This is a genomic window from Brevibacterium sp. SIMBA_078 (assembly GCF_046534565.1).
In the GTDB taxonomy this organism is placed as follows: Bacteria; Actinomycetota; Actinomycetes; order Actinomycetales; family Brevibacteriaceae; genus Brevibacterium.
This window is the reverse complement of the sequence record NZ_JAWRYQ010000001.1, coordinates 154,537-177,765: the sequence shown is the minus strand read 5'-3', so window position 1 is coordinate 177,765 and position 23,229 is coordinate 154,537. Positions and strand designations below refer to the sequence as shown.

The following is a 23,229-nucleotide window of genomic DNA, read 5'->3' as shown; positions in this document are numbered from 1 at the left end:
CCAGCCGCAACAGCACTTCACTGGGTCCGAGCACGTTCCGCGCCAGGGCACGAGCTGCCGGTCGGGGCGCGGGTGGCACTGCATTTCCATCCCGGTGATGACGCCTCTGAGGCTGGGGTGCTCGAGTCGATTCTCGAGCTGGGACAGTATCTTTCCCAGTTCGCCACAGGCACGAGCAATGGCGGTCTGACGGCCTTCCCCGGCGGCGACCGGTGGCTCTGGGAGCAGAGAATCTTCGGTGGAGCCTATGACCATGTGGAGGTGCACCACCGACCGGTCTATGGGGCACTTGACCTCGACGGCGACCCCTTTGGGCCGGCACCGCGGTTCGGGTCGGCCTACCTGCGTCTCCGTCCGGAGGTCCTTGCGCGAGCGACGTTCGCTTACCCGGACAGCACCTTTGAGCCGGAGCTCTTCGGGGTGGCTGACCGGATGAGGCTCATTGCCGACTATCGTCGTGACGAGCGGGCTGCCGACCAGGCTGCTGCCCAGGGATGCGGCATCGTCGACCGTCTCGATCACTACATCGAGGCCCATATCCACGGAGGGGTGAAGGTGCCCGATGATGTTGAAGCATTGGTGGTCGATCCAAGCTTCGCCGATCATGCGGTCGTGGAGAGAGCCGGCCGCTGCGGCCTCGTTGTCGAGACTCACCCCGGCTATGTCGCCGAGGTTGCCGAAATTGCGGCGCACCCGGAATATCGGGGCCAGGATGTGGTCGAGCTCGCGCAGCGGATCGTCGAGAGGCTGGCGAACTCAACCCAGTTGCTCCCCATTCATGTCGCACGTGCCAGACGGGTGTGGGACCTCGACGGGCAGCAGAGCAAGAAGCTTTGGCACTGCCTCGCACGATTTGGTCGGACCTGGTGAACCACTCCGTTACTTCGCGGGTTTCATCTCGCTTTCGACGACCCATTTGTGGTTCGTCATCTCCATCTCATCGGTCTTGATATCGACCATGTAGACGGTCTCGTCCGTCGCTGAGTCGATCGTCGCCTCGGCACCCTTCATTCCGGGCATATGATCGGCGTTGACGGTGGCCTTGTCGCCCTGCTGCAGCGGTGCCTTGCCTGGGTCCTTGAGCTCTTCGTGGACGACCCACTTGTGATCCTTGACCGGGTCGCCGCCGTCGGTCGGCGTGTAGCTGATTGAGTAGGTCGTGGTGTCGAAGGCGCCGGAGACTGTTGCCTCGGCGCCCTTCATTCCCGGCATGTGGTCGGCGGAGAGGACGACTGTGTCGCCGACATCGAACTTCGGGTCGGCGGCTTTCTTGATGCCCTCCGGTGGGTCGCCGCCGTCGGCGGCGTGCCCTTCATGGCCACCCGATTCGTGTCCGGATTCGCTGTGGTCCATGTCGTCGTGTTCGGAGCCGCCAGTTTCGCTCGAGGCGGACTCGTGGCTGCCGTGGGGGTCTTCTCCGCCCGATCCGCGGCCCTCGTCATTCGCAGTTGAGCAGCCTGCCAGAGCCAGTCCGAGTGCTGCGGTGACCGCAGTGAGGCGGGCGGCTGGATTGAGCTTCTTCATGAGTGGTCTCCTGGTTCGGTGAGACGGTCGCGTCGGATTCGCTCGGCGGCAGATGGGAACCTTTCAGGGCATCCCATCTCGTGGACCCGCCACGGTCACCCTATACCCCTTATGGGTATGATTGCCAAGACGGCATACGTGCTCTGCATCCGTAGTGACATGGGGATATATATGAAGACGACGCAATTCGTGTTGGGGGCTGCGGCCTTCGTTCTTGCCCTGCCCGGGTGTTCTGCTTCTGGAACGGGAAGCGAAGCATCCACAGAATCAGGAGAGTCTGCAGCAGTGCAGTCGGGTTCGGCTGAAACGCTGCTAGCTGACCTCGATCTGGCCGACGAGGACGTCACAGGAGTCATCGATCAACTCGATCGCCTGCCTGTCGACGAGAGGCCCACCGACCTCATGGCCTCGGTCCAGCCGGACGAACTTGTTCTCACCGATGGACAGCAAGAGGCGACGATGGCACTGCCGGAGGGGAAGAGCTACGTCTCCATCGCTCCTTTCGTCGATGAGACGCACGACTGCTCCTACCACAGCCTCACGACCTGTCGGGGCGAGTTGAGCGAGAAGGACGTCGATGTGGTGATCACAGACTCAGAGACGGGCGAAGCAGTGGTGGATGAGTCGACGACGACCTTCGATAACGGGTTCGTCGGATTCTGGGTGCCGTCCGGCATCACCGGTACCATCGAGGTCACCGCCGAGGGCAAGACCGGTACGACCGATTTCTCCACGAGAAGCGATGGGCCCACCTGCGTGACCGACCTCAAGTTGAAGTAGTTACGAGGAAGCCGGGCCGACCGTCGTCACCCACTCGACAGGAGCACTGCTATGACCCACCATATCGTCATCGGAGCGGGCTTGGCCGGTGCCGCGGCCGCATGCTCACTGACCGCGCGCGGCGAGGACGTCACTGTGCTCGAACGGCATACCCCGGCCAACGACCGTGGCAGCTCCCATGGCTCAGCGCGGATCTTCCGGTATGCCTATCCCGATCGTCTCTACACCGAACTCGTGGTGCGCGCCCGTGAACTGTGGGACGACCTCGAGGCGAAATCGGGGACGGAGCTGATCACTCGCACCGGAGCTCTCGACTTCGGCGACGCCAGGCACACGGATTTCCTCGCCGAGATCTTCGAAGCCGTCGGCGTCGAATACGAAGTCCTCGATCCGGCACAGGGCGCAGAACGGTGGCCGCAGTTCGCCTTCGATACCGAAGTTCTGTGGCACCCCGACGCCGGCGTCATCGATGCCGAGACCACGGTGACGACCATGCTCGACCGTGCAGTGGACACCGGTCAGGCTCGGATACTCACCGATTGGACGGTCACCGAGGTGGCCCGACGTTGCGTGGGCGGCTTCAGTGTCACCTCGGCGACGGGGGAATCTGTGGAGGGCGACCGCGTGATCGTCGCTGCGGGCGGGTGGCTGCCCGACCTCCTCGGCGATCTTGGCCTTCCGCAAGGATTCCTCGACGCACTGCCGAGGTTCGAAGTGCGGCAGGAGCAGGCCTTCCACATGCCCTACCGCGATGCCGACGCAGACGGACGGCCGAGCACACCCTGGCCGACGTTCATCCACAAATCCGGTGAAATGTTCACCTACGGACTGCCCGGCGGGCGGGATGCCGGCTTCGCGGGGCAGAAGTTCGCGCAATTCAACGGCGGGAAGGTCATCGGTTCGGCGCTCGACCAGGACGGACAGATCACCGAGGAGATGCGGACCCGAATGATCGACTATGCGAAGCGGAACCTGCCGGGGCTCGTTCCGGAACCGTACGCGGAGACCACGTGTCTGTTCACGAACACACCGAACGAGGATTTCGTCATCGACGAGGTGGATGGCCTGGTCATCGTGTCTGCCTGTTCGGGGCACGGGGCGAAGTTTGCGCCGCTGCTCGGTGAGTTCGCGGCCGACCTCGCAACGGGAGCCAGCAGTGTGCCGGAACGGTTCCGGGTGGGCGCTGCTGCTCGGTGACTTGCCGGCGACGGGGCGGTTCAGCGCTTTGACGCGATGATGAGGTGCCGCGTCGAATGAGCAACGAAGGGTTCGCCCGTGCGCATCTGCGTGTCGAGCTCTTGCAGCTGCGGAAGGTAATCGGCGACCGCGAAATCGGGCACCCACCATGGGCACTTGCGCAGGATCCAGACGACCGCGCCGACGTCGTAGAACTCCATGCGGCAGCGTGCGGTGGTCAGCGTTTCGACCGTGAGTCCGGCCGCCTCGGCGGCATCCGATTCGGTCTTTGGATGTCGAGCTTTGCGGTTTTCGGGAAGCGGTCCGAGGAAGAACTCGATGAGTTCGAACGCCGAGGCCGGACCTACGTGCTGTGCGAGGTAAGTGCCGCCGGGGACGAGCACACGGCTGATCTCTGACCACGCAGGACTCACGGGATGCCGCGAAGTGACGAGGTCGAAGCTGCCATTGGCAAACGGCAATCGGCGCGGGTCGGCTTCGACGACATCGACTCCTCGCGGGCCGAGCCGGTGACGGGCCACAGCGATATTGGGGCGGTACGATTCGGTCACCGCCATGCGCGGCGGCAGAACCGGTGCCTCATCGACGACCTCACCGCCGCCGGTGTCGATGTCGAGGGCCGCGGTCGCCGTCGACAGCCGCCTGGCGAGGAGGTTTGCGTAACCCCAGGGTGGCCGCTCCTCGGTGGCGCGCCCATCGAGCCAGCCGAACCCCCACCCGGTGACATCGGCGGACTGTGCTTCGGTGACGAGCTCGTCGAATGCGCGCATGTTTCCATCCTCGCGCACACGACTCTCACCCGTCGAGCCACGCGGTCACATCGGCGAGCAGATCGTGCGGTGCTTCGAGCGGGACGAGGTGGCCCGAGTGCGGAAATCGGGTCACGTGTGGACGGCGGGGAAGCGCCTCGGCGAGACGGTCGGCCTGGTCGACGGGAATCCATGGGTCGTCCTCACCCCACCCGATGCGGACCGGGCAACGCACCTCGCCGAGGCGGTCGACGATGGGTGGCGTGTGCTCGGGACGCAGCGCGGCGATTTGCTGGTAGAACGCAGACTGACCAGCGATAGTGCACCAGGGTGCGCTGAGTGCGGCGATCCATTCTTCGCTGAGACTCGAGCGGTTTTCGCCTGTCGGAGAATCGTCGGCTGTCGCGGCTGCCGCACCCGCGATGTATTCGCGGACCAGTGCGCGATGGAGGCGAGGCGGGAGGGCGGCGAAGACCTTTTCGTTCTCGGCGACGAGGCGGAAGAACGGTGAACCCCACGGGTCGAGAGTGACGACGTCGAGCAGATACAGCGACGCGAAATCGCAGCCCTCGAGCAAGTGCGCACCGAGCGCCACAGCACCGCCGATGTCATGGGCGATGACATGGGGATTCGAGACGTTCCAACAGTCGATGAGCTCGGCCAGTCGACGACGTTGGGTGATGAGATCAACGGCGGGGGCCGCCTCGGCGAGGGGATTGCCCGTCGGCTGTGCCGACGTAGTGGAGGGATCGGGGATGGAATCGTCGGATGTGGCGGGAATCGACTCGCCGTATCCGGGCATGTCCCAGAGGCGGATGCGGTTCGTATGCGCGAGGTCCCGGGCGAGTGGCAGCCACATGCGGGATGACCACGGGGTTCCGTGGCAGATGATCACCTCGCCGAGGCGGTCATGGACGTTGCCGTGGGAGGTCGGTGAGATGGTCGTGGTGGCCACCTCGGCGCCGTCGCTCAAGGTGATGCGGTCGGTGGATATGCGGAAAGCGGGGCTGCGATCGGTGGGCGTCGTCATGAATCGACGGTAGAACTTCAGGTCGACCTGAAGTCAAGGTGTCATCATGGAGTCATGAAGATCGGGGATGCGGCCGCGCAGCTGGGGACGGCAGCGCATGTACTCAGGCACTGGGAGGACGAAGGCGTCGTCGTGCCGGACCGGACAGCGGCCGGGCACCGTGACTATTCGGCCGAGCACCTGAGCAGGTGCCGGATCGTGCTGTCATGCCAGAGCGTGGGCATGAGCCTCGCCGAGATCCGGGCGATTCTGCATCGCGGTGAGGCAGGGCGTGCGGAGGTGATCGCTGATCGGCTGTCGGCGATTCGAGCGCAGCGAACCTCGCTCGACTCAGCGGAGAAGTTCCTCCTCCACGTCCGCAGCTGCCGGCACGACCTCATGACCCGGTGTCCGGAGTGCTCGGAATATGCGGGGTGAGGTGGGCCGAGCTGGGACTGCGCGTAGTGATGGGGTGGCGCCGCCTCGGCGATGGAATGTTGCGATGGGCGGAACTCAGTGCGCATTGCGCGAATTCTCGGGTCGGTGATGGTCACAAAATCTCGCAGAACGGGCATGATGGCCTTATGACCACAGATATGGATATTGCGCTCAGCGCCGAGCTCGATCCCATCGTCGACATCGCCGCTGGGCTGGGTCTCGACGCGAAGGACATCATTCCCCACGGATGGACGAAGGCGAAGGTGCCCATCGACATCCTCGATCGGGCGGCCGAGAACGCCACAGACGGCAGGCTCATCCTCGTCACCGCCATGAGCCCGACCCCGGCAGGGGAGGGAAAGACCACCACGAGCATCGGCCTGGCCGACGGACTCAACGAACTCGCACGGTCGAAACCCGAGGTCGGCAAGGCCGTGCTCGCGCTGCGGGAGCCGAGCATGGGCCCGGTCTTCGGAATGAAGGGCGGGGCGGCCGGCGGCGGATACGCACAGGTCGTGCCGATGGAAGATATCAACCTCCACTTCACCGGCGACTTCGCGGCCATCGCGGCGGCGAACAACCTCGCCGCGACCATGCTCGATAACCACATCCACTTCGGCAACGACCTCGACGTCGACCCGCGGCGCATCCATCTCCGCCGCGTCGTCGACCTCAACGATCGAGCACTGCGGGGAGTTGTCGTCGGACTCGGCGGACTCAACGGGGGAGTGCCCCGCGAGGACGCCTTCGACATCGTCGTCGCCAGCGAGGTCATGGCGGTGTTCTGCCTGGCCACCTCGTTGGCTGATCTCAAGGAACGGCTGGGACGGATCGTGCTCGCCCACAGTCGGGGGCGGGAGCCGATCACAGTTGCGGACATCGGGGCAGCGGGCGCCATGACCGCGCTGCTGCGCAACGCTCTGGCGCCGAACCTCGTGCAGTCCTTGGAACATTCGCCGGCGTTCATTCACGGCGGACCGTTCGCGAACATCGCCCACGGCTGCAACAGTCTCTTGGCTACCAAGGCCGGGCTGGCGCTGGGGGACTGGGTGGTCACGGAGGCCGGTTTCGGTGCCGACCTCGGAGCCGAGAAGTTCCTCGACATCAAGTGCCGCACCGCCGGGATCTGGCCCTCAGCCGTGGTCATCGTCGCGACCCTGCGGGCCCTGAAGTACCACGGGGGAGTCGACGTGGCCGACGTCAACTCTCCCGATGTGGCGGCAGTTTTGGAGGGGATGAGCAATCTCGAGCTGCACTGTCGGAACCTGCGCGAGATCTACGGACTGACCCCGGTCGTGTGCTTCAACCGATTCCCCACGGACACCGACGAAGAGATGGCTGCGGCGATCAAGCATTTGGATGGTCTTGGAGTTGCGGCCGTGGAGTCCACGCACTGGGCCGACGGCGGCAAGGGCGCTTTGGCTCTGGCGGAGGCGGTCGTCGAGGCTGCGAGCGGGGCACCGCAGGATCCGGCCGCCTCGGCGAGGTATTCGTACGAGTTGGAGCGGCCGCTGGAGGACAAGATCCGCACGATCGCGCAGCGGATCTACCAGGCCAAAGATGTCGACTTGCCGGCCAAGGTGAACCGGAAGCTGCGTCAGTTCACCGATGAAGGCTACGCCGATGCGCCCGTGTGCATCGCGAAGACCCAGTACTCGCTGTCGACGGACGCGAGCCTGCGCGGGGCGCCGACCGACCACGTCATCGAGATCAAGGATGTGCGGCTGTCGGCCGGAGCCGGGTTCATCGTCGTCATCGCCGGCGACATCATGACGATGCCGGGCCTGCCGCGCGAACCCTCAGCGCTGAAGATCGACGTCACCGAGGACGGCAACATCACCGGCCTCTTCTAAGAGCTAATTACTACCCGACGGCGGCTCAGCAACCTCGCGCCAGGTTGCTCAGCCGCCGCCGGGTAGCAATAGGGGTCAATCGGGGCGGGCAGCCAGTTCTGTGGTTGCTCCGTCTGCCTCTGCCCTAGCGTGCTTCGACGACCTGCTTGATCGCAGCGAGGGTCTCGGGAATGCCGGTCTGCGCAGATGCTGTCCGTGCGGCGATCTCCTCGGATGCCCGTGCACCGTACTTCTCTGCGAAGAACTCCTGCCCCTCCGACAGGAACTCCCATAATTCGGTGAGCAGTGTGCCTCCATCCGCATCCCGCATACTGTAGGTCCAGTTGACTCGGCCGGGTCCCACGTTCCATCCGAAAGCCCGCCCTTCGTCGGCGACGACTACACGACTGCGAGTCTGCCACTCACGGTCAGGGGTGACGTTGCGCCCGGTGAACCAAGCTCCTACTCGTGGACCATCGCCTTCGTCCCACCAGCACTCTCGGCAGATCGGCGACCACTCTCCAGTCCGAGTCACGTCCGCAACAGTCCAGTAGACCGTCATGGGGTCGGCGCTGATGTGGATGGAATCTGCGAAGGTGAGAGACTCAGTCATGCCGGTCATCCTAGCGACCTCCGGACGCGCGCGGGCGATCTCTCAATCGTTGGTCGCGCAAGTACTTCGACCGGTCCGCAGTCAGTCGCCGGCGCTTCCTGTGACGCGATCGAAAACGGCGTCGAGAGCGGATGCCAGGGACTTGCGGTTGGCCTTGTCCATCCACTCGTTATTGAGCATTTCGTTGAGGCCGCCCGGGGTTTCGTGAGCTGCGACCAGGTCGTCGATGGGGTCGGTGGTCTGGGCGAGAGTGGTACCGAGACCGACGAACTGACCGCGGATGAAGTGATCGGCATCCGCCTGGTCCCAGCCGCGGTTGACGAGCCATGCCGTGATCGTCTGGAGGAACGCGAAGTGCGCCGACATCGTCGCGGTCACGGCCGAGAGCGTGGAGAACATCGTCTCATCGGCCGCGGTCACCGATCCGCCGAGGTGGTTCAGCAGCTCTTCGACCGCGTCGTTGGCCGGGTACACAGCGGTGACTCCCTTGCGCTCGCGGACGGCGGGCAGAGGGATGACGCGCACGATCGTCGGGGAATGCGGAAGGTTGGCCTTGAGCGTGATCGTTGAGGCGCCGGCAACGGCGCTGACCAGGGTCTTCTCTGCCGGGATGTCGAGCTCGTCCAGGACTGCGTCGGTCTGCTGCGGCAGGACCGCGAGGACGATGAGGTCGCTGCGGTCGACGACGTCCTGATTGCTCCGACAGACCGTGGCAGACTCGATGGACTCACTGAGTTTCGCTGCACGGTCGGCATTGCGTGGGGAGAGGAAGATCTGGAGGTCGGCTTTCGCCTCGCTGTCTGCAAGGCCTTCGACCATCGCCGAGGCGATCTCTCCGACTCCGATGAATCCGATGCGTGTCATGTGCTCCTCCTTGAGTGGCGTGTCCCTGTTCGCATTGTGTCATTGACTCAATGGTCCGGGTGCGGGGACCTCGAAAGGGAGGTGAGCTGCCGTGCGTCCAAACAACCCGACGGCGGCTCAGATACCTCGCGCGAGGTATCTGAGCCGCCGTCGGATAGTAATTCGAGCGGGGCGGATTCACTCGAATTCGGCGAGGACCGCCTCGGCGACGGCGGCGACCAGGGCCGGTCCGTCCTCAGATTCGGGGTCGTCGGTTTCTGTCATCACGGAGATGACGATGGGTTCGCGATCAGGAGGTGTCACCACTGCGATGTCGTTCTGAATGGCGTCCGAGTGTCCCGATTTGTCTCTGACCACCCAGCCTTCGGGAGCGCCGGCGCGGATGAGGGGATCGCCCGTCTCATTTGCCGACATCCAGTCGAGAAGCACCCTGCGATCATCGTCCGAGAGTCGCTTCGCATCGAGAAGGCCCTGCAGGCTGGCGGTGAATGCGGCCGGGGTGGTGGTGTTGTCCCTGCTGCCCTCTTCGACGTCGTTGAGCTCCGGCTCTTCGTCGGTGACCTCGGTCGTCGAGTCACCGTCCTTCTCCATGGCGTCGTCGAGAGCCTCTGGTCCGCCAAGCTCATCAAGCACAATGTTCATCGCCAGGTTGTCGCTGACCCTCAGCGCGCTCTCGGCCACATCTTCCAGTGGCAGCCCGTCGTCGACGTGCTTCTCCGTCACCGGTGTCCATCCGGCCTCATCGACATCGGCCTGAGTCCAGGGCACGTTCTTCTCAAGCTCTTTCGGCGTCGTGCGATCGAGGAGTTCGGCGACGGCGAAGACCTTGAGCGAGGAAGCGAAGCCGAAGCGCTCGTCTGCACGGTGGTCAACTGATTCGCCGGACTCGGTATCGAGCGCGCTGACTCCGACTCTCGCGTCGTAGCGGTCTTCGAGGCGTTTGAGCTGGTCTTTGACCTGTTGGTTGTCGGTGACGTCTTTTGAGCTGGTTGAGGTTTCGGCCTGATTGCTGGATCGGTCAGACGACTGAGTTTCACTCGGAGCACAGGCGGCTAGTGTCACAGCGGTCAATGTTGACAAAGCGAGAAGCTGCAGAGTTTGTGTGGTCATCGAATCGTTCCGTTCTCTCCCTGCGGGAGGCCATCTGAAGTAGATCTTCGGGCAAGCACCATCTCCCGTTCGACTTGCTTGTGATGCTTGCTGTTGAAACAGTCTTGTCCGCATCCGCCATACAGTCGAAGACTGAAACGTCCGCTCTCATGCCGATCGCGCATACCATGAGGTGATGGACCTGGTAGACGCCTGTCGAACATTCACCGCTGTCAGCGAACTCGGCAGCATGACACTCGGCGCTGCGGCCGCTGGGATCCCGCAGCCCGTGGCCAGCCGGCGCATCGCCGGGCTCGAGAAGCAGCTCGGTGCACGGCTTCTCGAGCGGACCGGGCGAGGAGTGAGTCTTACGCCGTTCGGCCGCGACATGCTCGTCCCGGCTTCGCGTCTCGTCGAGCTGGCCGACGAGATGCTGCTCGGAGCTGACCGAGCGAAACTGCGGCCGGTCTCTCTCGCAGTTCCGATGAACTGCTCCACACGAAACCTTGCGGTTTTGGCGGCTTCGATGAAGGACCGGGGGCTGCGGGTCGACTTCCACCCGGGAGCGCCGGGCCGACGAGTCGACGAACTCGCTGGGAGACGAGTGCGCGCGTCCCTGCAGACCGTTCCTGTAGACGAAGGCACATGGGCCGTCCCATTGGGATGTGCTCATCGCTCCCAGCTTAGGGCTCCGGTGCGGATCGCTGACTTGCGGAGATCCCGTGCGCGGGTTCCCGGTTATCCCCTCGAACTCGCAGGTCGATGTTTGCGAGTGTCGAGCGAGGACAACGTCCCGCACATCCGCGACCGGATCCGTCGGTCCGCCGAGACCGCAGGTCTGCTCCCGTACCAGGTCATCGTGGACACCTCAGGCCCTGACGCGGTCGCGGGAGTCCTCAGCGACGGTGATCTGCTGCTCTGCAGCGAAGCGGAAGCCGCGGACCTGGACCTTCCCTGGGTGCCGCTCATCGATCCGGTCATCTCTCGGGGCTATACATTGACGGCCGGCTCGGACGAAGACATCGCACTGTTTGCCGACTTCGCCGAGGAATTCGCAGATTGCCTCGGCGGTTCGAGCCTCGCAGGCTTGAGACAGCCAGGCTCGGCGGCTGTGAGGACACACACGACGACGAATAGAGCCGCCTCGGCGAGGGGATCGGGAATCGGACGATCGACGTGAGGAATGGATTGAGCGAGCGGAAGAAGGTCGTCGAAGCGGTCGGTGCGGAGCTTGAGAGCGCGGGCTTGCGCGCCCGGATCATCGCACGCGATCTCGACTCGCACGCAGAAGTCGTACTGTCGCCCGAAGGGGCGGTGCCGTTGGCCTCATTGGTCAAGGTGCCCATCGCCCTGGCGGTGCTCAACCGAATTAAGGCGGGTGAGCTCGCTGCCGACGAACAGATTCGGGTCGAACCTGCTGCGACCGACACTGCGAGCCCGACGGGCGCGGCACGATTTCGGCATCCGGCACGGATCGCAGTCGAGGATCTGCTCACTCTAGCCGTATGCTTCAGTGACAATACTGCCGCCGACGCTCTGCTCGACATCGTTCCTGCGCGCGATGTCCAGAGAGATCTCGAGGATATGGGGCTGCGTGGCATGGATGTCCGACACCGGCTCGACGCATTGGAGTCGACCCCGTTGGAGAGCCTCGACCGGTCTGAAGCACATCTCGCGTACGATCTCGCACAGACGCGGCCTCCCCACGGAGACGGGCATCGGATCTGGCAGCTTGATGTCTCCCGGGCCAACTCCGGCACCGCCCGCAGCCTGATGGACCTACTTGCTGAGTTGTGGCGGCCCGAACGTGTTGATCCCGGCGTCGCCGCACGGCTGCGGGAACTCATGTCCGGAAACGTCGTGCGTCACCGCATCGCCCCTGACCTGATGTCTGATTCGGCTCAGTGGTCGTCGAAGACTGGCACACTGCTCCACCTCAGACACGAGATCGGCGTCGTCGACCACGCAGACGGTCAGTCGATCGCGGTTGTCGTGCTCAGCGAATCGAGCAATCCTGCTGCCGTGCAGCCAGCCGCCGAGGCGGCTCTCGGTGCCGCTGCCCGTGCCCTCCACGATCTGCTGAGGTGAGGGGAACGTCGGTCCGCAGACACTCTTTCCCGCCCAGAACTACCTGACGGCGGCTCAGCAACCTCGCGCGAGGTTGCTGAGCCGCCGTCAGGTAGCAATTGAGGTCAGAAGGAGGGGAGGACGGAGCCGTCGGCCCACTTCTTCTCGATGAACTTCTTCACCTCGGGGGAGTGGAGCAGCTCGTCGAGCTTCTTGATGTTCTCGTCGTCCTTGTTCTGCGTGCGCACTGCGAGGAAGTTGCCGTAGGGGTTGTCCTCGGCCTTCTCCAGCAGGATGCCGTCCTTGGCCGGGCTCAGTCCGGCCTCCAGGGCATTGTTGCCGTTGATGACCGAAGCATCGACGTCTTCGAGGGTGCGTGCCAGCTGCGCGGCGTCGGCCTCGACGAACTTCACGTTCTTCGGGTTGTCCTCGACGTCGGAGAGCTTCGCGTCGACCGCGTCCACGCCGTCCTTGAGGGTGATGAGCTTCGCGTCTTCGAGCATCTTCAGCGCGCGACCCTGGTTCGACGGATCGTTGTTGATGCCGATCTTCGCGTTCTTCGGGATGTCCTTGACGTCCTTGAAGCTCTTCGAGAACAGCGCGAAGGGCTCGAGGTTGATGGGCTTGAACCCGGTGATCTCGTAACCCTGGCCCTCGACCTCGGAATCGAGGTACGGCTTGTGCTGGAAGTAGTTCGCGTCGATGTCGCCGTCGTTGAGCGCCTTGTTCGGCAGGGTGTAGTCCGTGTACTCGGTGACCTCGATGTCGAGGCCGGCATCCTCGGCGAGGTTCTCATCCACGTAGCGCAGGATGTCGCCCTGCGGCACCGGGGTCGCACCCACGGTGAGCTTCGTGATGTCGCCGTCCTTCTCACCGACGGAATCGGTGCCGCCGCCGACGAGTCCGCAGCCCGAGAGCAGCAGAGTCGCGCTGGTCGCGATCGCAATGAGCTTGGTCTTCATGGTTCTCCTTGAGATGTGTGTTGTGTGGTGAAGAGTGCAGTTGAGGTGGGAGTCGCCGAGGCGGCTCACCGGTGGTCGACCGCGCGGGCCAGCCGATCGCCGATGAACTGGATGATCGTGACGATGAGGACGAGGACGATGATGCAGGCGATCATCGTGTCCGCCTGGTAGCGCTGATAGCCGTAGGAGATCGCCAGCGCGCCCAGGCCGCCGCCGCCCACGGCACCGGCCATCGCGGTGTAGGACACCAATGTCACCGAGGTGACCGTGGCGGCTCCGATGAGACCGGGCAGTGCTTCGGGGACGTAGACCTGACGGATGACCTGGCCGTTCGAGGCGCCCATCATCAGTGCGGCTTCGATCTTGCCTTCGGAGACCTCGCGCAGCGAGTTCTCGACCAGACGGGCGTAGAAGGGGATCGCGCCGATCGTCAGCGACACCACGGTCGCCTGCCAGCCCAGCGCCGAGCCGACGACGAATCTGGCGAAGGGGATGAGGGCGATGATGAGGATGATGAAGGGGATCGAGCGAGTGATGTCGACGATGAAGGACAGCACTCGGTAGACGACCGGGTTCGAGTTCAGCCCGCCCTTCGAGGCGGTGAACAGCCAGATGCCCAAGGGCAGTCCGAAGAGCACAGCGAGTCCGGTCGACCACGCCGTCATGAGCAGAGTCTCGATGGCGGCCGGCCACATCTGATCGGTGATCGCCGGGTTGTCGAACCATGTGGGATCGTTCATCAGGCAGCCTCCTCCGCATAGATTCCATCGGCTTTCAGAGCGCTGATCAGCTCTTTCGCCTGTTCGGCCGAGTCGACGGAGAAGCGCAGCCGACCGACCTGGCGGCCTTCGATCGTCTCCACGGCACCGGCGAGGATCGCCTCGGCGCTCGCTCCGGCATTCCGTGCGGCGGTGAGCACGGTGGGCAGATCGGTGCCGGCCAGGGACACTTCGACGAGGCGGCTGGCCCCGTCATCGATGCTGACCGGAGGCAGGGGGACGAGATCCTTGGCCAGAACCGAACCGGGCTCGGCGATGACCTCGGCGAGTTTCCCGGTCTTGGCCACGCGGCCGTCGGCGAGCAGCGTCACGGAGTCGCAGATCTCGCGGATGACTGACATCTCGTGGGTGATGATGAGGACGGTGATGCCCAGACGGTCGCGCAGCGAGCGGATGAGGCCGAGGATCTGATCCGTCGTCGCCGAATCCAGCGCCGAGGTGGGCTCATCGCACAGCAGCACCTTCGGCTCGGCGGCGAGTGCTCGGGCGATGCCGACGCGCTGCTTCTGTCCTCCCGAGAGCTGAGACGGATAGTTGTCGACACGGTCGCCGAGGCCGACGAATTCGAGGAGTTCACGGGCCTTGGCCAGGCGTTCGGCCTTCGGCACTCCGGCGATCTTGAGCGGGTGTGCGACGTTCTTCAGCGCGGTGCTCGAGTCGAGGAGGTTGACGTGCTGGAAGACCATGCCGATGCTGCGACGGGCCTCGCGCAGTCCGGCACCGGACTGGTTCGTGAGGTCGACGCCGTCGATCGATACCGTCCCGGACGTGGGGGACTCGAGTCCGGTCAGGCAGCGGATGAGCGTGGATTTGCCGGCGCCGGAGCGGCCGACGATGCCGTGGATCTCTCCGGCGGGGACCGAGAGGTCGATCTCCTCCAGGGCGACGGTCTCTCCGAACACCTTCCGCAGTGCGCGCAGTTCGATCACAGGCGCCTCCTCGTGTGGTTGACGAATGCCGCGCACGGTGGTGGACGGCAGAGATTTGGGGATGGGCCGGTCTACGGTCCAGTAGGGCCGACGATTCAGGATGACAAGGAACCGGCTCGGCGTCGGCACGGGATGTCATAAAAGGACGCATAGGCAGTCGATCGTGACGAAGAACTCACTGGGGGCGGGGAGGGCGTGGTTGCTTGCTTCGGTGCCGACTGAATCTGACCGCCTCGGCGGCAGAGATGACGAGACGGTGAACGGCGGTCGAAGTCGGGGCAGAATCCAGCAGCATTTTCCTCCGACGTAACCCGATGTCCATGTCCGCGGCGTACCTGTGGATGATCGACAGGTTCGCTTGCCCGGTATCCCCGGCAGGCGGACGAGCTCCACGACGGGACCGGTGAATGTACGAAGAATCGAGCAGGATCGCGGCGATCGTTCCCTGCCACAACGAGGAGATCACCGTCGCCAAGGTCGTCGGCGACCTGAAGGCCGCAGTCCCGGGCATCACGGTCTACGTCTACGACAACTGCTCGAGCGATCGCACCTCGCAGCGCGCCGCTGAAGCCGGTGCCATCGTGCGCAAGGAGAACGTCCCCGGCAAGGGCAACGTCGTCCGCCGCGCCTTCGCCGACATCGACGCCGACATCTACGTGATGATCGACGGCGACGACACCTACGAGGCGGCCCACCTGCCCGAGATGATCGACACCCTGATCTCCGGCCCTTACGACCACGTGCTCGGCGTGCGCCAGGACAATCAGGAGACCACGTCCTACCGTCCCGGTCACGAAGCCGGGAACAAGATGTTCAACCGGCTGACCGGGTGGCTCTTCGGTTCGCAGGTGTCCGACATGCTCTCGGGCTACCGCGTCTTCTCCCGTCGTTTCGTGAAGTCATTCCCCGCGATCAGCCGCCGGTTCGAGATCGAGACCGAGCTGACCGTGCACACGATGTCGCTGCGCCTTCCCACCACCGAGGTGGCCGTGGACTTCCGTGACCGACCCGACGGCAGCGAGTCGAAGCTCTCGACCTTCAAGGACGGGTTCCGCATCCTCGGGCTCATCTCCGCGCTCGTCCGCCACGAACGACCCCGCCTGTTCTACGGCACGCTCACCACGGTGCTCGCTATCCTGTCGCTGGTCTTCGGCATTCCCGTGGTGTGGGAGTTCTGGCAGACCGGTCTCGTACCCCGGTTCCCGACTGCGATTCTCGCCGCCGCGCTCATGGGACTGGCGTTCCTCCTCGGCAGCGTCGGACTGACCTTGGACGGACTGCGCCGTGCCCGGCGCGAGACCTCCCGCCTGGTCTACCTCAGCCTGCCCGCCGTGACCGGACGACCCGTCACTCAGCGTCAGGCTCCGCGACAGACCGGTCCCACGGACGGAGAGTTCTCGGCTCCGGAGGCAGAGATCTTTGCCGACGCAGCACGGATGAAGCCGAACCGGCAGGTGCGGGCACGCTTCGCTTCATGAGTCGTTCTGCTATTCGCAGGTGGCTGACGTCCCCTCTGGCATGGGATCTGCTGCTCGGAGTACTCGTCGCGATCTGGTCGGCGCTCTTCCTGCGCCTGTTCTGGCCCGGTCGGGTCAACGTCGATATCGCCAACCAGTACCTGCAGGCCACCGAGAAGATCCCGTACTCCGATTGGCATCCGCCGGTGATGAGCGCGGTGTGGCGAATCCTCATCGACATCACCGGAGACCCGGGCAGCCTGCTCCTGCTGCAGGTCGGCCTGCTCGCCGCGGCCGCGTGGGGGATCGGCGTGCTCGTCCACCGATCCGGAGCACCGAGGTGGGTGTCGCTTCTGGGACCGACCATCATGATCACGCCTTGGGTCGTGTCCCAGATGACGACGCTGTGGAAGGACACGCAGATGGCCGTGGCCATCCTGCTCGCCGTCGTCCTCATCATGATCACCCGCTTCGTCCCGAAGACGTGGCTGCTGTGGCTGCCGGCGCTGGTCCTCCTCGTCTACGCGGTGGGGGTGCGGAAGAACGCGGTGTTCGCGGTCGTGCCGATTGCCGTGTACGGCGGATGGTGCCTGATGCAGCTGTGGCGGAACCGTCGAGGACGTTCGGGAGACTCAGCCACAACGGTCTCCGAGTCATCCGAGACTTCAGGGCCGACAGCAACTTCCGCAAAAAACGGACGCCCGCTTCTGCTGACGGCGGCTTCGTCGCTGATTGTGCTGGTGCTCATCGGCGGCGGCGTCAAAGTCACGGACGCGGTTATCGATGCGCAGATGGGAGTGACGAAGACCGGCCAGATCTCACAGATCTTCCTCGACGACGTGATGTTCTCCGTCCCCGACGCCGAACTCAAGAAGTCCGGGGCTCCGAAGGAACTCACCGACCACATCAGCTCGGCCCGAGAGAAGTGCTTGGAGAAGGGCGAGATCTGGGACTCGTACTGGAACTGCTTTGGCAAAGGCGAGAGCGGAGAGAACTTCTCGCCGATCGCTCACCAGGACGCGCTCAAGCAGCTGTGGCTCGACCATGTCATCACTCACCCGCTGCGCTACGCCGAGTACCGGGCCGCCGTGTTCTCCTACTATTTCTTCACCTCCGGAGTCGAGTACTGGCCGGCCGAATGGCATGGCGAAGCATCAAGTGCCGGCATCGAGCAGGGCGATCCCAAGGCCGACTACATCGTCCGTCCCTATGTCGAAGACTTCGCTCTCGGCACGTTCCCGATGCTGTTCGCCCCCTGGTTCTGGACGCTGGTGGCCGTGGTGATGCTCGGCCTCGGCTATCGGGCGCACCGACGGGGGCGAGGGGAAACGGTCAACAGACGATCCTTCTGGCCCGAGATCACGACTCTGGCCGCCTCGGCGCTGTGCTACGTATTCGGGTACTTCCCGATCGTGCCGGCCAACCATTTCCGGTACACGTTCTGGCCGGCGTTGGGACTGACCATGGCTGTCGTGCTCGCGATCGCCATGTGGCAGCGCCGACCGAGCGCGGCATCCAGCAAGTCCGAATCCTAGGGCCATAGACTGGTGCCAGTTATGAAAGAGTCATTCTCGGACCGTCTCCGGCGCCTGGCGGTGGAAGCCTTCAAGTTCCTCACCGTCGGCGGGCTCGGCTATATCGTCGACGTCGGCCTGTCGAACCTTCTGGCCTACGGGTTCGGTCCGATCCCCGCCCTCCTCGAGGGCAGCCCGATCAAGTCGAAGATCATCTCGACGATTCTGTCGATGATCGTCGTGTGGATGGGCAACAAGCTCTGGACCTACGGCGACCGGACCACGAACTCGAACATGCGCGGCATCGTCCTGTTCATCGCGGTCAACCTTGCCGGCATGATCATCACCGTCATTCCCCTCGGCGTGACCTGGTACCTGCTCGATATGCGCGACCAGCTCACCTACAACATCTCGACGAATGTCATCGGCATCGGACTGGCAATGATCTTCCGCTTCTACGCCTACCGCACCTGGGTGTTCAAGGACCAGGCCCCCGACACCGAGGTGGTCGTGCCCATGGAGGAGTCGAGCCGAGTCCCCGACGACCGGAGCTGAGAGCTGCGGCGATCGTCAGGCGGTGCCGCGCAGTTTGCGATAGGCGCTGACGACGGGTGCCGGTGTGACGGTGCGCAGTTCGGCGCGGAGCAGCGTCCGCTTCTGCTTGAACAGAGCGGAACGACGGTTCGGCAGCTGACCGGCCTGTGCGCGGGTGGCCAACAGCCCGAGGTCTCGGCGCAGCTGTCCATCTTGCGCGTGGAAGTAGTTCTCTGCCAGCCATTCCGGGTCAGGGAACCCGATTGACCCGGCAGCCACATCGGCCAATGTGCCGGTGGCGCCCGAGCCTTCGAAGACCTCATTGAGCAGCTCGGCTTTGAAGCCGAAGTCCGAGATGAGCAGGGTCGGAATGCCGCGATCGATGGACTCGAGCGCCGCAGTCGAGGACACAGTGACCAGGGTCGAGCCGTCGGTGAGGAAGTCGCTGAGGGGACCATACCCGAGCTCGATGCGGTCCGCTCCGGGCACTCGGCGGGTGCGGAAGTCGTCCAGGATCTCGAAGTAGGAATGCTGTTCGTGATGGGTCTCGAACTCACCGGGACGCGACCGCATCTTGATGACCGCCGTCGAATCCGGGTGTCTGTCGGCGAATTCGGCCAGGGCCGCGATGATCGCCTCACGGTCGGCACGCTCGGCCGGAACCTTCGCCTGCGGGGCGAAGACGAGGGTGTCAGGTGTCGCCTCGGTGACGGAATCCGGTGGTGGTGGTGTCGCCTCGGGGCTGGAGTTCTTCAGCTGCGGGAGGCCCTCCGAACGCAGCATCGGCAGGCGCGCCAACAGGACCTCGCAGGGCACCTGCGATCGTGCGCTCGCCTGGGTGTAAGCGGCCACCTCGGCGGAGGAATGGGCGATGAACGCATCCATCAGCCTGCGATAGTTCATCCCCTTGCCGCTGGCCGGCAGACCCATTCCGGGCAATCCCGAGACCAACGCCGGCCGGTCGGTGCGGGTGTGCGCGGTGAGGAATACCTGGGCGACGATCGGGCCGGTGGCGGCGCCGAGGACGATATCGGGGGAGTGATCGGCGATGACCTGCGCGAGGTCGGCGCGGGAGATGACGGGGACCTCACGGTGCTCCCAATCGGTGCCGGCGACAGCACTGGCGATCTGTTCGTCGGTCGGCAGGATCGGATTGTCGATGAGGAACACTCGCCCCTCGACATCCGGCAGACTGCTCAGCAGCTGCGTCGCCCACTTGAGGTACGACTCGCTGTCGGAGACCGAGAGGATGCGGATGGGCTCGAGCCCGGCCGATCGCTGCAGTGGGGCGTCGGAGAGCGACGGCGGCATGATCGGCCCGCTGTAGTGGGGCTCGCCTGGTTCAGGAATCGTCATCTGCCTTGACCGACTGGGCGTTGAGGGACTTTCGCAGACTATCGGGTGAGGCACCGGTCCACCACTTCGCGGGGATCTCGGTGACGTCGATGGTCACATCCGGATTGAGCACGGCCAGTGACACCGCTGCCGTCGACGGCAGGCTGCGGATCGTCGAGTCTGGCGGCAGGTTGATCAGGCGCAGCTCGATCGGCAGGCCGAGATGTTTGATCCTGACGCGCTCGTCCTGGGAGAGATCGGCGAGGAACTCCTCGGTCTCACGCCGATGCGGGTAATAGGTGATCGATCCGTGAGTGTCGATGATGTCATCGACCCACGCCCGGTAGGCGAAGGCGTCGATGAGCCCGTCTGCGGCCAGAGACGAACCGATGACCGGATTGTCCCGGGGATGGCTGCCGCCGGTGGGCAGGGACTGGAGGTGTTCGAACCGGTGGCGGGTGATCTCGCCGCCGGACTTGAGGAACGCCTTGCGCAGCGGTTTCGCCACCGGCAGCGCCGTGTGCCAGCGCAGCTTGCCCACGGTGGCGAGGTGGCGCAGCCGGTCGGCGACGTGCGCGGCCATGACCGTGCGCGAAGCCTTGAGCTTCTGTCGGGGGCGGACGAGCGGGCCGCGCTTGGCGGTGAGGATCTCGATCGCCGAGTACGTGGCCAGGCCGTCGTCGAGGATGACGACCTTGGGCATGCGTCGCTCGAGATACGCCAGGGCCAATGCCTTGTGGACCTCACCCGAACAGGCATCGCCGAGGTAGATCCGATCGAAGGTGTTCTTGCGCAGAAGCCCCGGTTTGGCCCCGTCCCGTTCGAGACGGACGTTCTTCGGCAGCCAGGCCGGGTCGAAGGCGTCGAGGAAGGACGTCATGCCCTTCGCGCTCGCCCGAGCCCGAATGAGCAGATCCTCCGTCGGCTCATGGGATTCGAGCGCAGAGAGGAACTGCAGCGGGGATTCGACGAAGGCCACCGAGGCCATTCGTGTGCTCTTCTTCCCCGATCCGTTCTTTGCGCCACCGCCCTTGGCCGCCTCGTTCGTGACGGCTTTGTCACCCGACTTCTTGGCCTTCTTCGGGTTCGCCTTGGTCTTCTCAGCCATCAGCAATTCAGCCATTCTTTCTCAGCTTCGATGGATCGACGGTGATGCCGTAGTCCTTGAGCACATGTTGGGTGCGCTTCGCCTTCGAGACCAGCCGCTGCTTGGCGACGCTGAGGGTCTTCCTGTGCAGGGGGATCTCCTGCTGTCCCGGCAGATCGAGCTTGGTCAGCCGCTTGCGCTTGAAGTACTTCATATCGGGACCGCCGACCGCACCTGAAAGGAAATCGATCGCGTTCTGCCGCAGATACGACGCGGAGTCCGACTGCATGCAGTACGTGACCGCGTCGATGAGCGGATTGAGGTCCCGCGCCGTCCCCGACCCGGCAGTCGCACGGGACGACGTCCCCGCCTCGGCGAGGTCGCCCGGCAGGGCATACCGGCCCGAGTGGAGGGCATCGATGATGGTCAGCGGGATGCGGTTGCTGTTCTGGTACGGCGCGAGCGCGGCCAGCAGCTCGGTGGTGCCGACGGCCGCGGTCTCGCAGCCGTAGAGTCCTTTTGCGGTCGCCAGTCCGGTCGAGAAGCAGGAGACGACGAGCTCGGGTCGGGTGGCGGAGACGACGATCTCGGCCAGTAGGGGAACGTCGGCGAGGACGAAGTCGAGGCCGAGTTCTTCGCTGCGCTTGCGCAGCGGACCGATCGTCGTCCGCGCCGAGGTGGGATGGGGTTTGAAGATCACCGTGGTCAGACCTGCCGCATTGACCTCATCGAGCATCTGGAAGTGCAGATCGAGCTCTTCCTCAGCCGTGATGAGGTCGAGCTGCGCGAGGTACTGACCCAGCACGAGCGCACTGCCCTCGATCGGGGCATCGAGATGAGCGCTGGCCAGCTCATCGGACACCTCGGCGGTCATGTCGTCGATGACTCCGGCCAGATCCGCGGTCGGCAGCACCACCCGTTCCGGATTATGTTCGGCCAGCTGACGTGGGGTGATGCCGGGCAGCAGATCCGTATAGTAGATCGCCTTCAGCCGCTGCCACTGCGGCAGTGTGAGCGGATTGCGGATCGGCCCGTAGCTCATCAGCCCATCGGAATGGACGCTGATATCAGCCGTGGCGAAGATCTGCGTGAGCGCTCCGGCGGGATGACTGGGCAGGGACTCGACGATGAGCTCGAGCTCCTCGTGATCGGCGAGGTCCCACTCCCGGCGCAGGGCGCGTTCCATGATCGGGGCGCGCTCACCGGAGATGCCGAAGGCCTTCGGATGGTTGGGCCAGATCGTGGCGTTCCAATCGACAATCGCATCGAAGTCGGCCAGCAGCCCGGTCGACCCGGGCATGGCATCGGCGGCCGGGGTGAGTTCGGGGGCGAAGGAATTGTTCGCCACGACGAGGATCCGCCGCTCATTCGGCTCGCCGAGGCGGCCCGCGCGGATGAGAGCGGAGATGTTCGCGAGCTGGTACTGGGTGGAGATCTCGATGATCTGCGTCATCAGCGGGCCCTCCTGACGATCGGTTCGATCACGGGCAGTCGGCGTTCGCCGTAGTTCGTCAGCGCGAGGTCGATGACGTCGTTGTCGATGTTCTTCAAGGTGTTGACCGCGCCGAGGTTGAGCTGTTCGCGCACTGTCCGCGACATCGACGACCCCCGGTTGAAGATCTGGAAGTAGAGGATGGAGAGGAAGCTGCGCACGGCCTTCTGTTCGAAGCGGCGGAACTCCGGGTTCGCCTCGAGCATCGCGAAGACCGACCGGAAGGCGGGGATGAAGTCGAGTTGGCGTTCGTCGAAGATCGCCGTCAACGAGGTGGTGCTGCCCTTCCGGTAGCACAGACCCGCCGTGTCGACCACGGCGAAGGAATCGGCCTCGAGATGGTGGCGCCACGTCCAGGGGCGGTCCTCGCAGGTGCGCAGCAGAGGGTTGAATTCGAGCAGTCCGCGATCGGCCATGGACCGGGAGTAGATGCCCGTCCAGCATTCCGGGAAGTCGACCATCGTCGAGGCGTCGTGGGGCAGGATTTGGTCCCGTGGGTTGAGCGCCGTGTTGTGTTTCGCGCATGGTGCGCGGCGCAGCTTCCGATTGAAGCCGTTGACGATGAGATAGTTCGTCTTCACGAAGTCGACGCCGAGTCCGGTGATGGCGTCGGTGAGTGAGCGCAGGTGGCCCGGGGCGTACCAGTCGTCGGCATCGAGGTAGGTGATGTTCGCACCGGTCGAGGCCTCGAGGGCTGCATTGCGGGCGGTGGAGACCCCACGTGATTCGGCGTTGTGGATCTCGATGAGATTGAGCCGATCGGAATAGTCGGCGATCACCCCGGCCGTGTCATCGGTCGAACCGTCGTTGACGACGATGACCTCGAGTTCGTTGGCGGCGAAGTTCTGGTTGACCAGACCCTTGAGGCTTCCGCCGATCGTCTCCTCGGCGTTCTTCGCCGCGATGACGACGCTGACGATTGGTTGGGGCATGTGGTCCTTCCGCGGTTTCTCGGTTGCTGTGCGCGTCCGATCGATC

23 protein-coding genes are annotated in these 23,229 nt (G+C 64.4%); 10 read left to right on the top strand and 13 right to left on the bottom strand.

Translation table 11 applies throughout. The features are described from left to right. Nucleotides 1–72 precede the first annotated feature (72 nt). Entirely contained in the window at nt 73–870 is a 798-nt protein-coding gene (locus SB749_RS00780; RefSeq protein WP_369864455.1) for a DUF3626 domain-containing protein, read from the top strand. 9 nt (nt 871–879) lie between these two features. On the opposite strand, the gene SB749_RS00775 is transcribed toward SB749_RS00780, so the two are convergent. Further along, nucleotides 880–1,524 carry a YdhK family protein gene (locus SB749_RS00775; protein ID WP_410708543.1) on the bottom strand — a complete coding sequence of 215 codons (645 nt, stop codon included), beginning with the start codon at nt 1,522–1,524 and terminating at the stop codon, nt 880–882. 171 nt (nt 1,525–1,695) lie between these two features. Here SB749_RS00775 and SB749_RS00770 point away from each other — a divergent pair, with 171 nt between their 5' ends. Both SB749_RS00770 and SB749_RS00765 read left to right on the top strand, forming a co-directional pair. Beyond that, nucleotides 1,696–2,304: a CueP family metal-binding protein gene (locus SB749_RS00770; RefSeq protein WP_410708542.1), complete on the top strand. Its 609-nt coding sequence runs from the start codon at nt 1,696–1,698 to the stop codon at nt 2,302–2,304. Between the two features lie 51 nt (nt 2,305–2,355). Then, complete coding sequence (locus SB749_RS00765) at nt 2,356–3,501, top strand: FAD-dependent oxidoreductase (protein WP_410708541.1); 1,146 nt, start codon at nt 2,356–2,358, stop codon at nt 3,499–3,501. A gap of 20 nt (nt 3,502–3,521) precedes the next feature. Here SB749_RS00765 and SB749_RS00760 read toward each other — a convergent pair whose 3' ends face one another. Next, complete coding sequence (locus tag SB749_RS00760) at nt 3,522–4,271, bottom strand: class I SAM-dependent methyltransferase (RefSeq protein WP_410708540.1); 750 nt, start codon at nt 4,269–4,271, stop codon at nt 3,522–3,524. Nucleotides 4,272–4,296: 25 nt separating this feature from the next. After that, on the bottom strand, nt 4,297–5,280 hold the full coding sequence (locus SB749_RS00755; protein WP_410708539.1) for an alpha/beta fold hydrolase: 984 nt from the start codon (nt 5,278–5,280) through the stop codon (nt 4,297–4,299). 54 nt (nt 5,281–5,334) lie between these two features. On the opposite strand from SB749_RS00755, the gene SB749_RS00750 reads away from it, so the two are divergent. Together SB749_RS00750 and SB749_RS00745 are read left to right on the top strand one after the other, a co-directional pair. After that, nucleotides 5,335–5,697, top strand: coding sequence for a MerR family transcriptional regulator (locus tag SB749_RS00750; RefSeq protein ID WP_410708538.1), 363 nt, complete (start codon nt 5,335–5,337; stop codon nt 5,695–5,697). A gap of 146 nt (nt 5,698–5,843) precedes the next feature. Next, nucleotides 5,844–7,550: a formate--tetrahydrofolate ligase gene (locus SB749_RS00745; RefSeq protein WP_410708537.1), complete on the top strand. Its 1,707-nt coding sequence runs from the start codon at nt 5,844–5,846 to the stop codon at nt 7,548–7,550. A 124-nt stretch (nt 7,551–7,674) separates the two neighbouring features. Here the strand turns inward: SB749_RS00745 and SB749_RS00740 are convergent, their stop codons facing one another. From SB749_RS00740 to bla, 3 genes are all read right to left on the bottom strand, one after another. Further along, nucleotides 7,675–8,142 (bottom strand): SRPBCC family protein, encoded by a 468-nt coding sequence (locus SB749_RS00740; protein ID WP_410708536.1) that lies wholly within the window; start codon nt 8,140–8,142, stop codon nt 7,675–7,677. An 81-nt stretch (nt 8,143–8,223) separates the two neighbouring features. Then, a complete protein-coding gene (locus SB749_RS00735) occupies nt 8,224–9,006 on the bottom strand; it encodes an NAD(P)-binding domain-containing protein (protein WP_410708535.1) in 783 nt (260 codons plus the stop codon). 177 nt (nt 9,007–9,183) lie between these two features. Next, nucleotides 9,184–10,116 (bottom strand): class A beta-lactamase, encoded by a 933-nt coding sequence (gene bla, locus SB749_RS00730; protein WP_410708534.1) that lies wholly within the window; start codon nt 10,114–10,116, stop codon nt 9,184–9,186. Nucleotides 10,117–10,291: 175 nt separating this feature from the next. On the opposite strand from bla, the gene SB749_RS00725 reads away from it, so the two are divergent. Together SB749_RS00725 and SB749_RS00720 are read left to right on the top strand one after the other, a co-directional pair. Continuing rightward, complete coding sequence (locus SB749_RS00725) at nt 10,292–11,275, top strand: LysR family transcriptional regulator (protein ID WP_410708533.1); 984 nt, start codon at nt 10,292–10,294, stop codon at nt 11,273–11,275. An 8-nt stretch (nt 11,276–11,283) separates the two neighbouring features. Further along, nucleotides 11,284–12,183 (top strand): serine hydrolase, encoded by a 900-nt coding sequence (locus SB749_RS00720; RefSeq protein WP_370036514.1) that lies wholly within the window; start codon nt 11,284–11,286, stop codon nt 12,181–12,183. 104 nt (nt 12,184–12,287) lie between these two features. On the opposite strand, the gene SB749_RS00715 is transcribed toward SB749_RS00720, so the two are convergent. The 3 genes from SB749_RS00715 to SB749_RS00705 form a co-directional block, all read right to left on the bottom strand. Beyond that, nucleotides 12,288–13,124, bottom strand: coding sequence for a MetQ/NlpA family ABC transporter substrate-binding protein (locus SB749_RS00715; protein ID WP_410708531.1), 837 nt, complete (start codon nt 13,122–13,124; stop codon nt 12,288–12,290). Nucleotides 13,125–13,189: 65 nt separating this feature from the next. Beyond that, the gene (locus SB749_RS00710) at nt 13,190–13,864 is read right to left on the bottom strand and encodes a methionine ABC transporter permease (protein ID WP_262778481.1); all 675 of its coding nucleotides are present in this window, start codon (nt 13,862–13,864) and stop codon (nt 13,190–13,192) included. Continuing rightward, nucleotides 13,864–14,832: a methionine ABC transporter ATP-binding protein gene (locus tag SB749_RS00705; protein ID WP_410708530.1), complete on the bottom strand. Its 969-nt coding sequence runs from the start codon at nt 14,830–14,832 to the stop codon at nt 13,864–13,866. Before SB749_RS00705 ends, SB749_RS00710 begins: the two co-directional genes overlap by 1 nt. A gap of 407 nt (nt 14,833–15,239) precedes the next feature. On the opposite strand from SB749_RS00705, the gene SB749_RS00700 reads away from it, so the two are divergent. From SB749_RS00700 to SB749_RS00690, 3 genes are read left to right on the top strand one after another with little or no spacing between them, the layout of a single operon-like run. After that, nucleotides 15,240–16,310, top strand: coding sequence for a glycosyltransferase (locus SB749_RS00700; protein ID WP_410708529.1), 1,071 nt, complete (start codon nt 15,240–15,242; stop codon nt 16,308–16,310). Then, nucleotides 16,307–17,824: a hypothetical protein gene (locus SB749_RS00695; protein ID WP_410708528.1), complete on the top strand. Its 1,518-nt coding sequence runs from the start codon at nt 16,307–16,309 to the stop codon at nt 17,822–17,824. Before SB749_RS00700 ends, SB749_RS00695 begins: the two co-directional genes overlap by 4 nt. 21 nt (nt 17,825–17,845) lie before the next feature. Next, nucleotides 17,846–18,358, top strand: a complete 513-nt coding sequence (locus SB749_RS00690) for a GtrA family protein (RefSeq protein WP_410708527.1) — start codon at nt 17,846–17,848, stop codon at nt 18,356–18,358. Nucleotides 18,359–18,373: 15 nt separating this feature from the next. On the opposite strand, the gene SB749_RS00685 is transcribed toward SB749_RS00690, so the two are convergent. Genes SB749_RS00685 through SB749_RS00670 form a run of 4 tightly spaced genes read right to left on the bottom strand, consistent with a single transcriptional unit; the run spans nt 18,374 to nt 23,183 of the window. Continuing rightward, nucleotides 18,374–19,693, bottom strand: coding sequence for a DUF6716 putative glycosyltransferase (locus tag SB749_RS00685; protein ID WP_410708526.1), 1,320 nt, complete (start codon nt 19,691–19,693; stop codon nt 18,374–18,376). Beyond that, on the bottom strand, nt 19,680–20,795 hold the full coding sequence (locus SB749_RS00680; RefSeq protein ID WP_410708525.1) for a hypothetical protein: 1,116 nt from the start codon (nt 20,793–20,795) through the stop codon (nt 19,680–19,682). Before SB749_RS00680 ends, SB749_RS00685 begins: the two co-directional genes overlap by 14 nt. Beyond that, on the bottom strand, nt 20,788–22,212 hold the full coding sequence (locus tag SB749_RS00675; RefSeq protein WP_410708524.1) for a polysialyltransferase family glycosyltransferase: 1,425 nt from the start codon (nt 22,210–22,212) through the stop codon (nt 20,788–20,790). Before SB749_RS00675 ends, SB749_RS00680 begins: the two co-directional genes overlap by 8 nt. After that, entirely contained in the window at nt 22,212–23,183 is a 972-nt protein-coding gene (locus SB749_RS00670; RefSeq protein WP_410708523.1) for a glycosyltransferase family 2 protein, read from the bottom strand. Before SB749_RS00670 ends, SB749_RS00675 begins: the two co-directional genes overlap by 1 nt. Between the last annotated feature and the right edge of the window lie 46 nt (nt 23,184–23,229).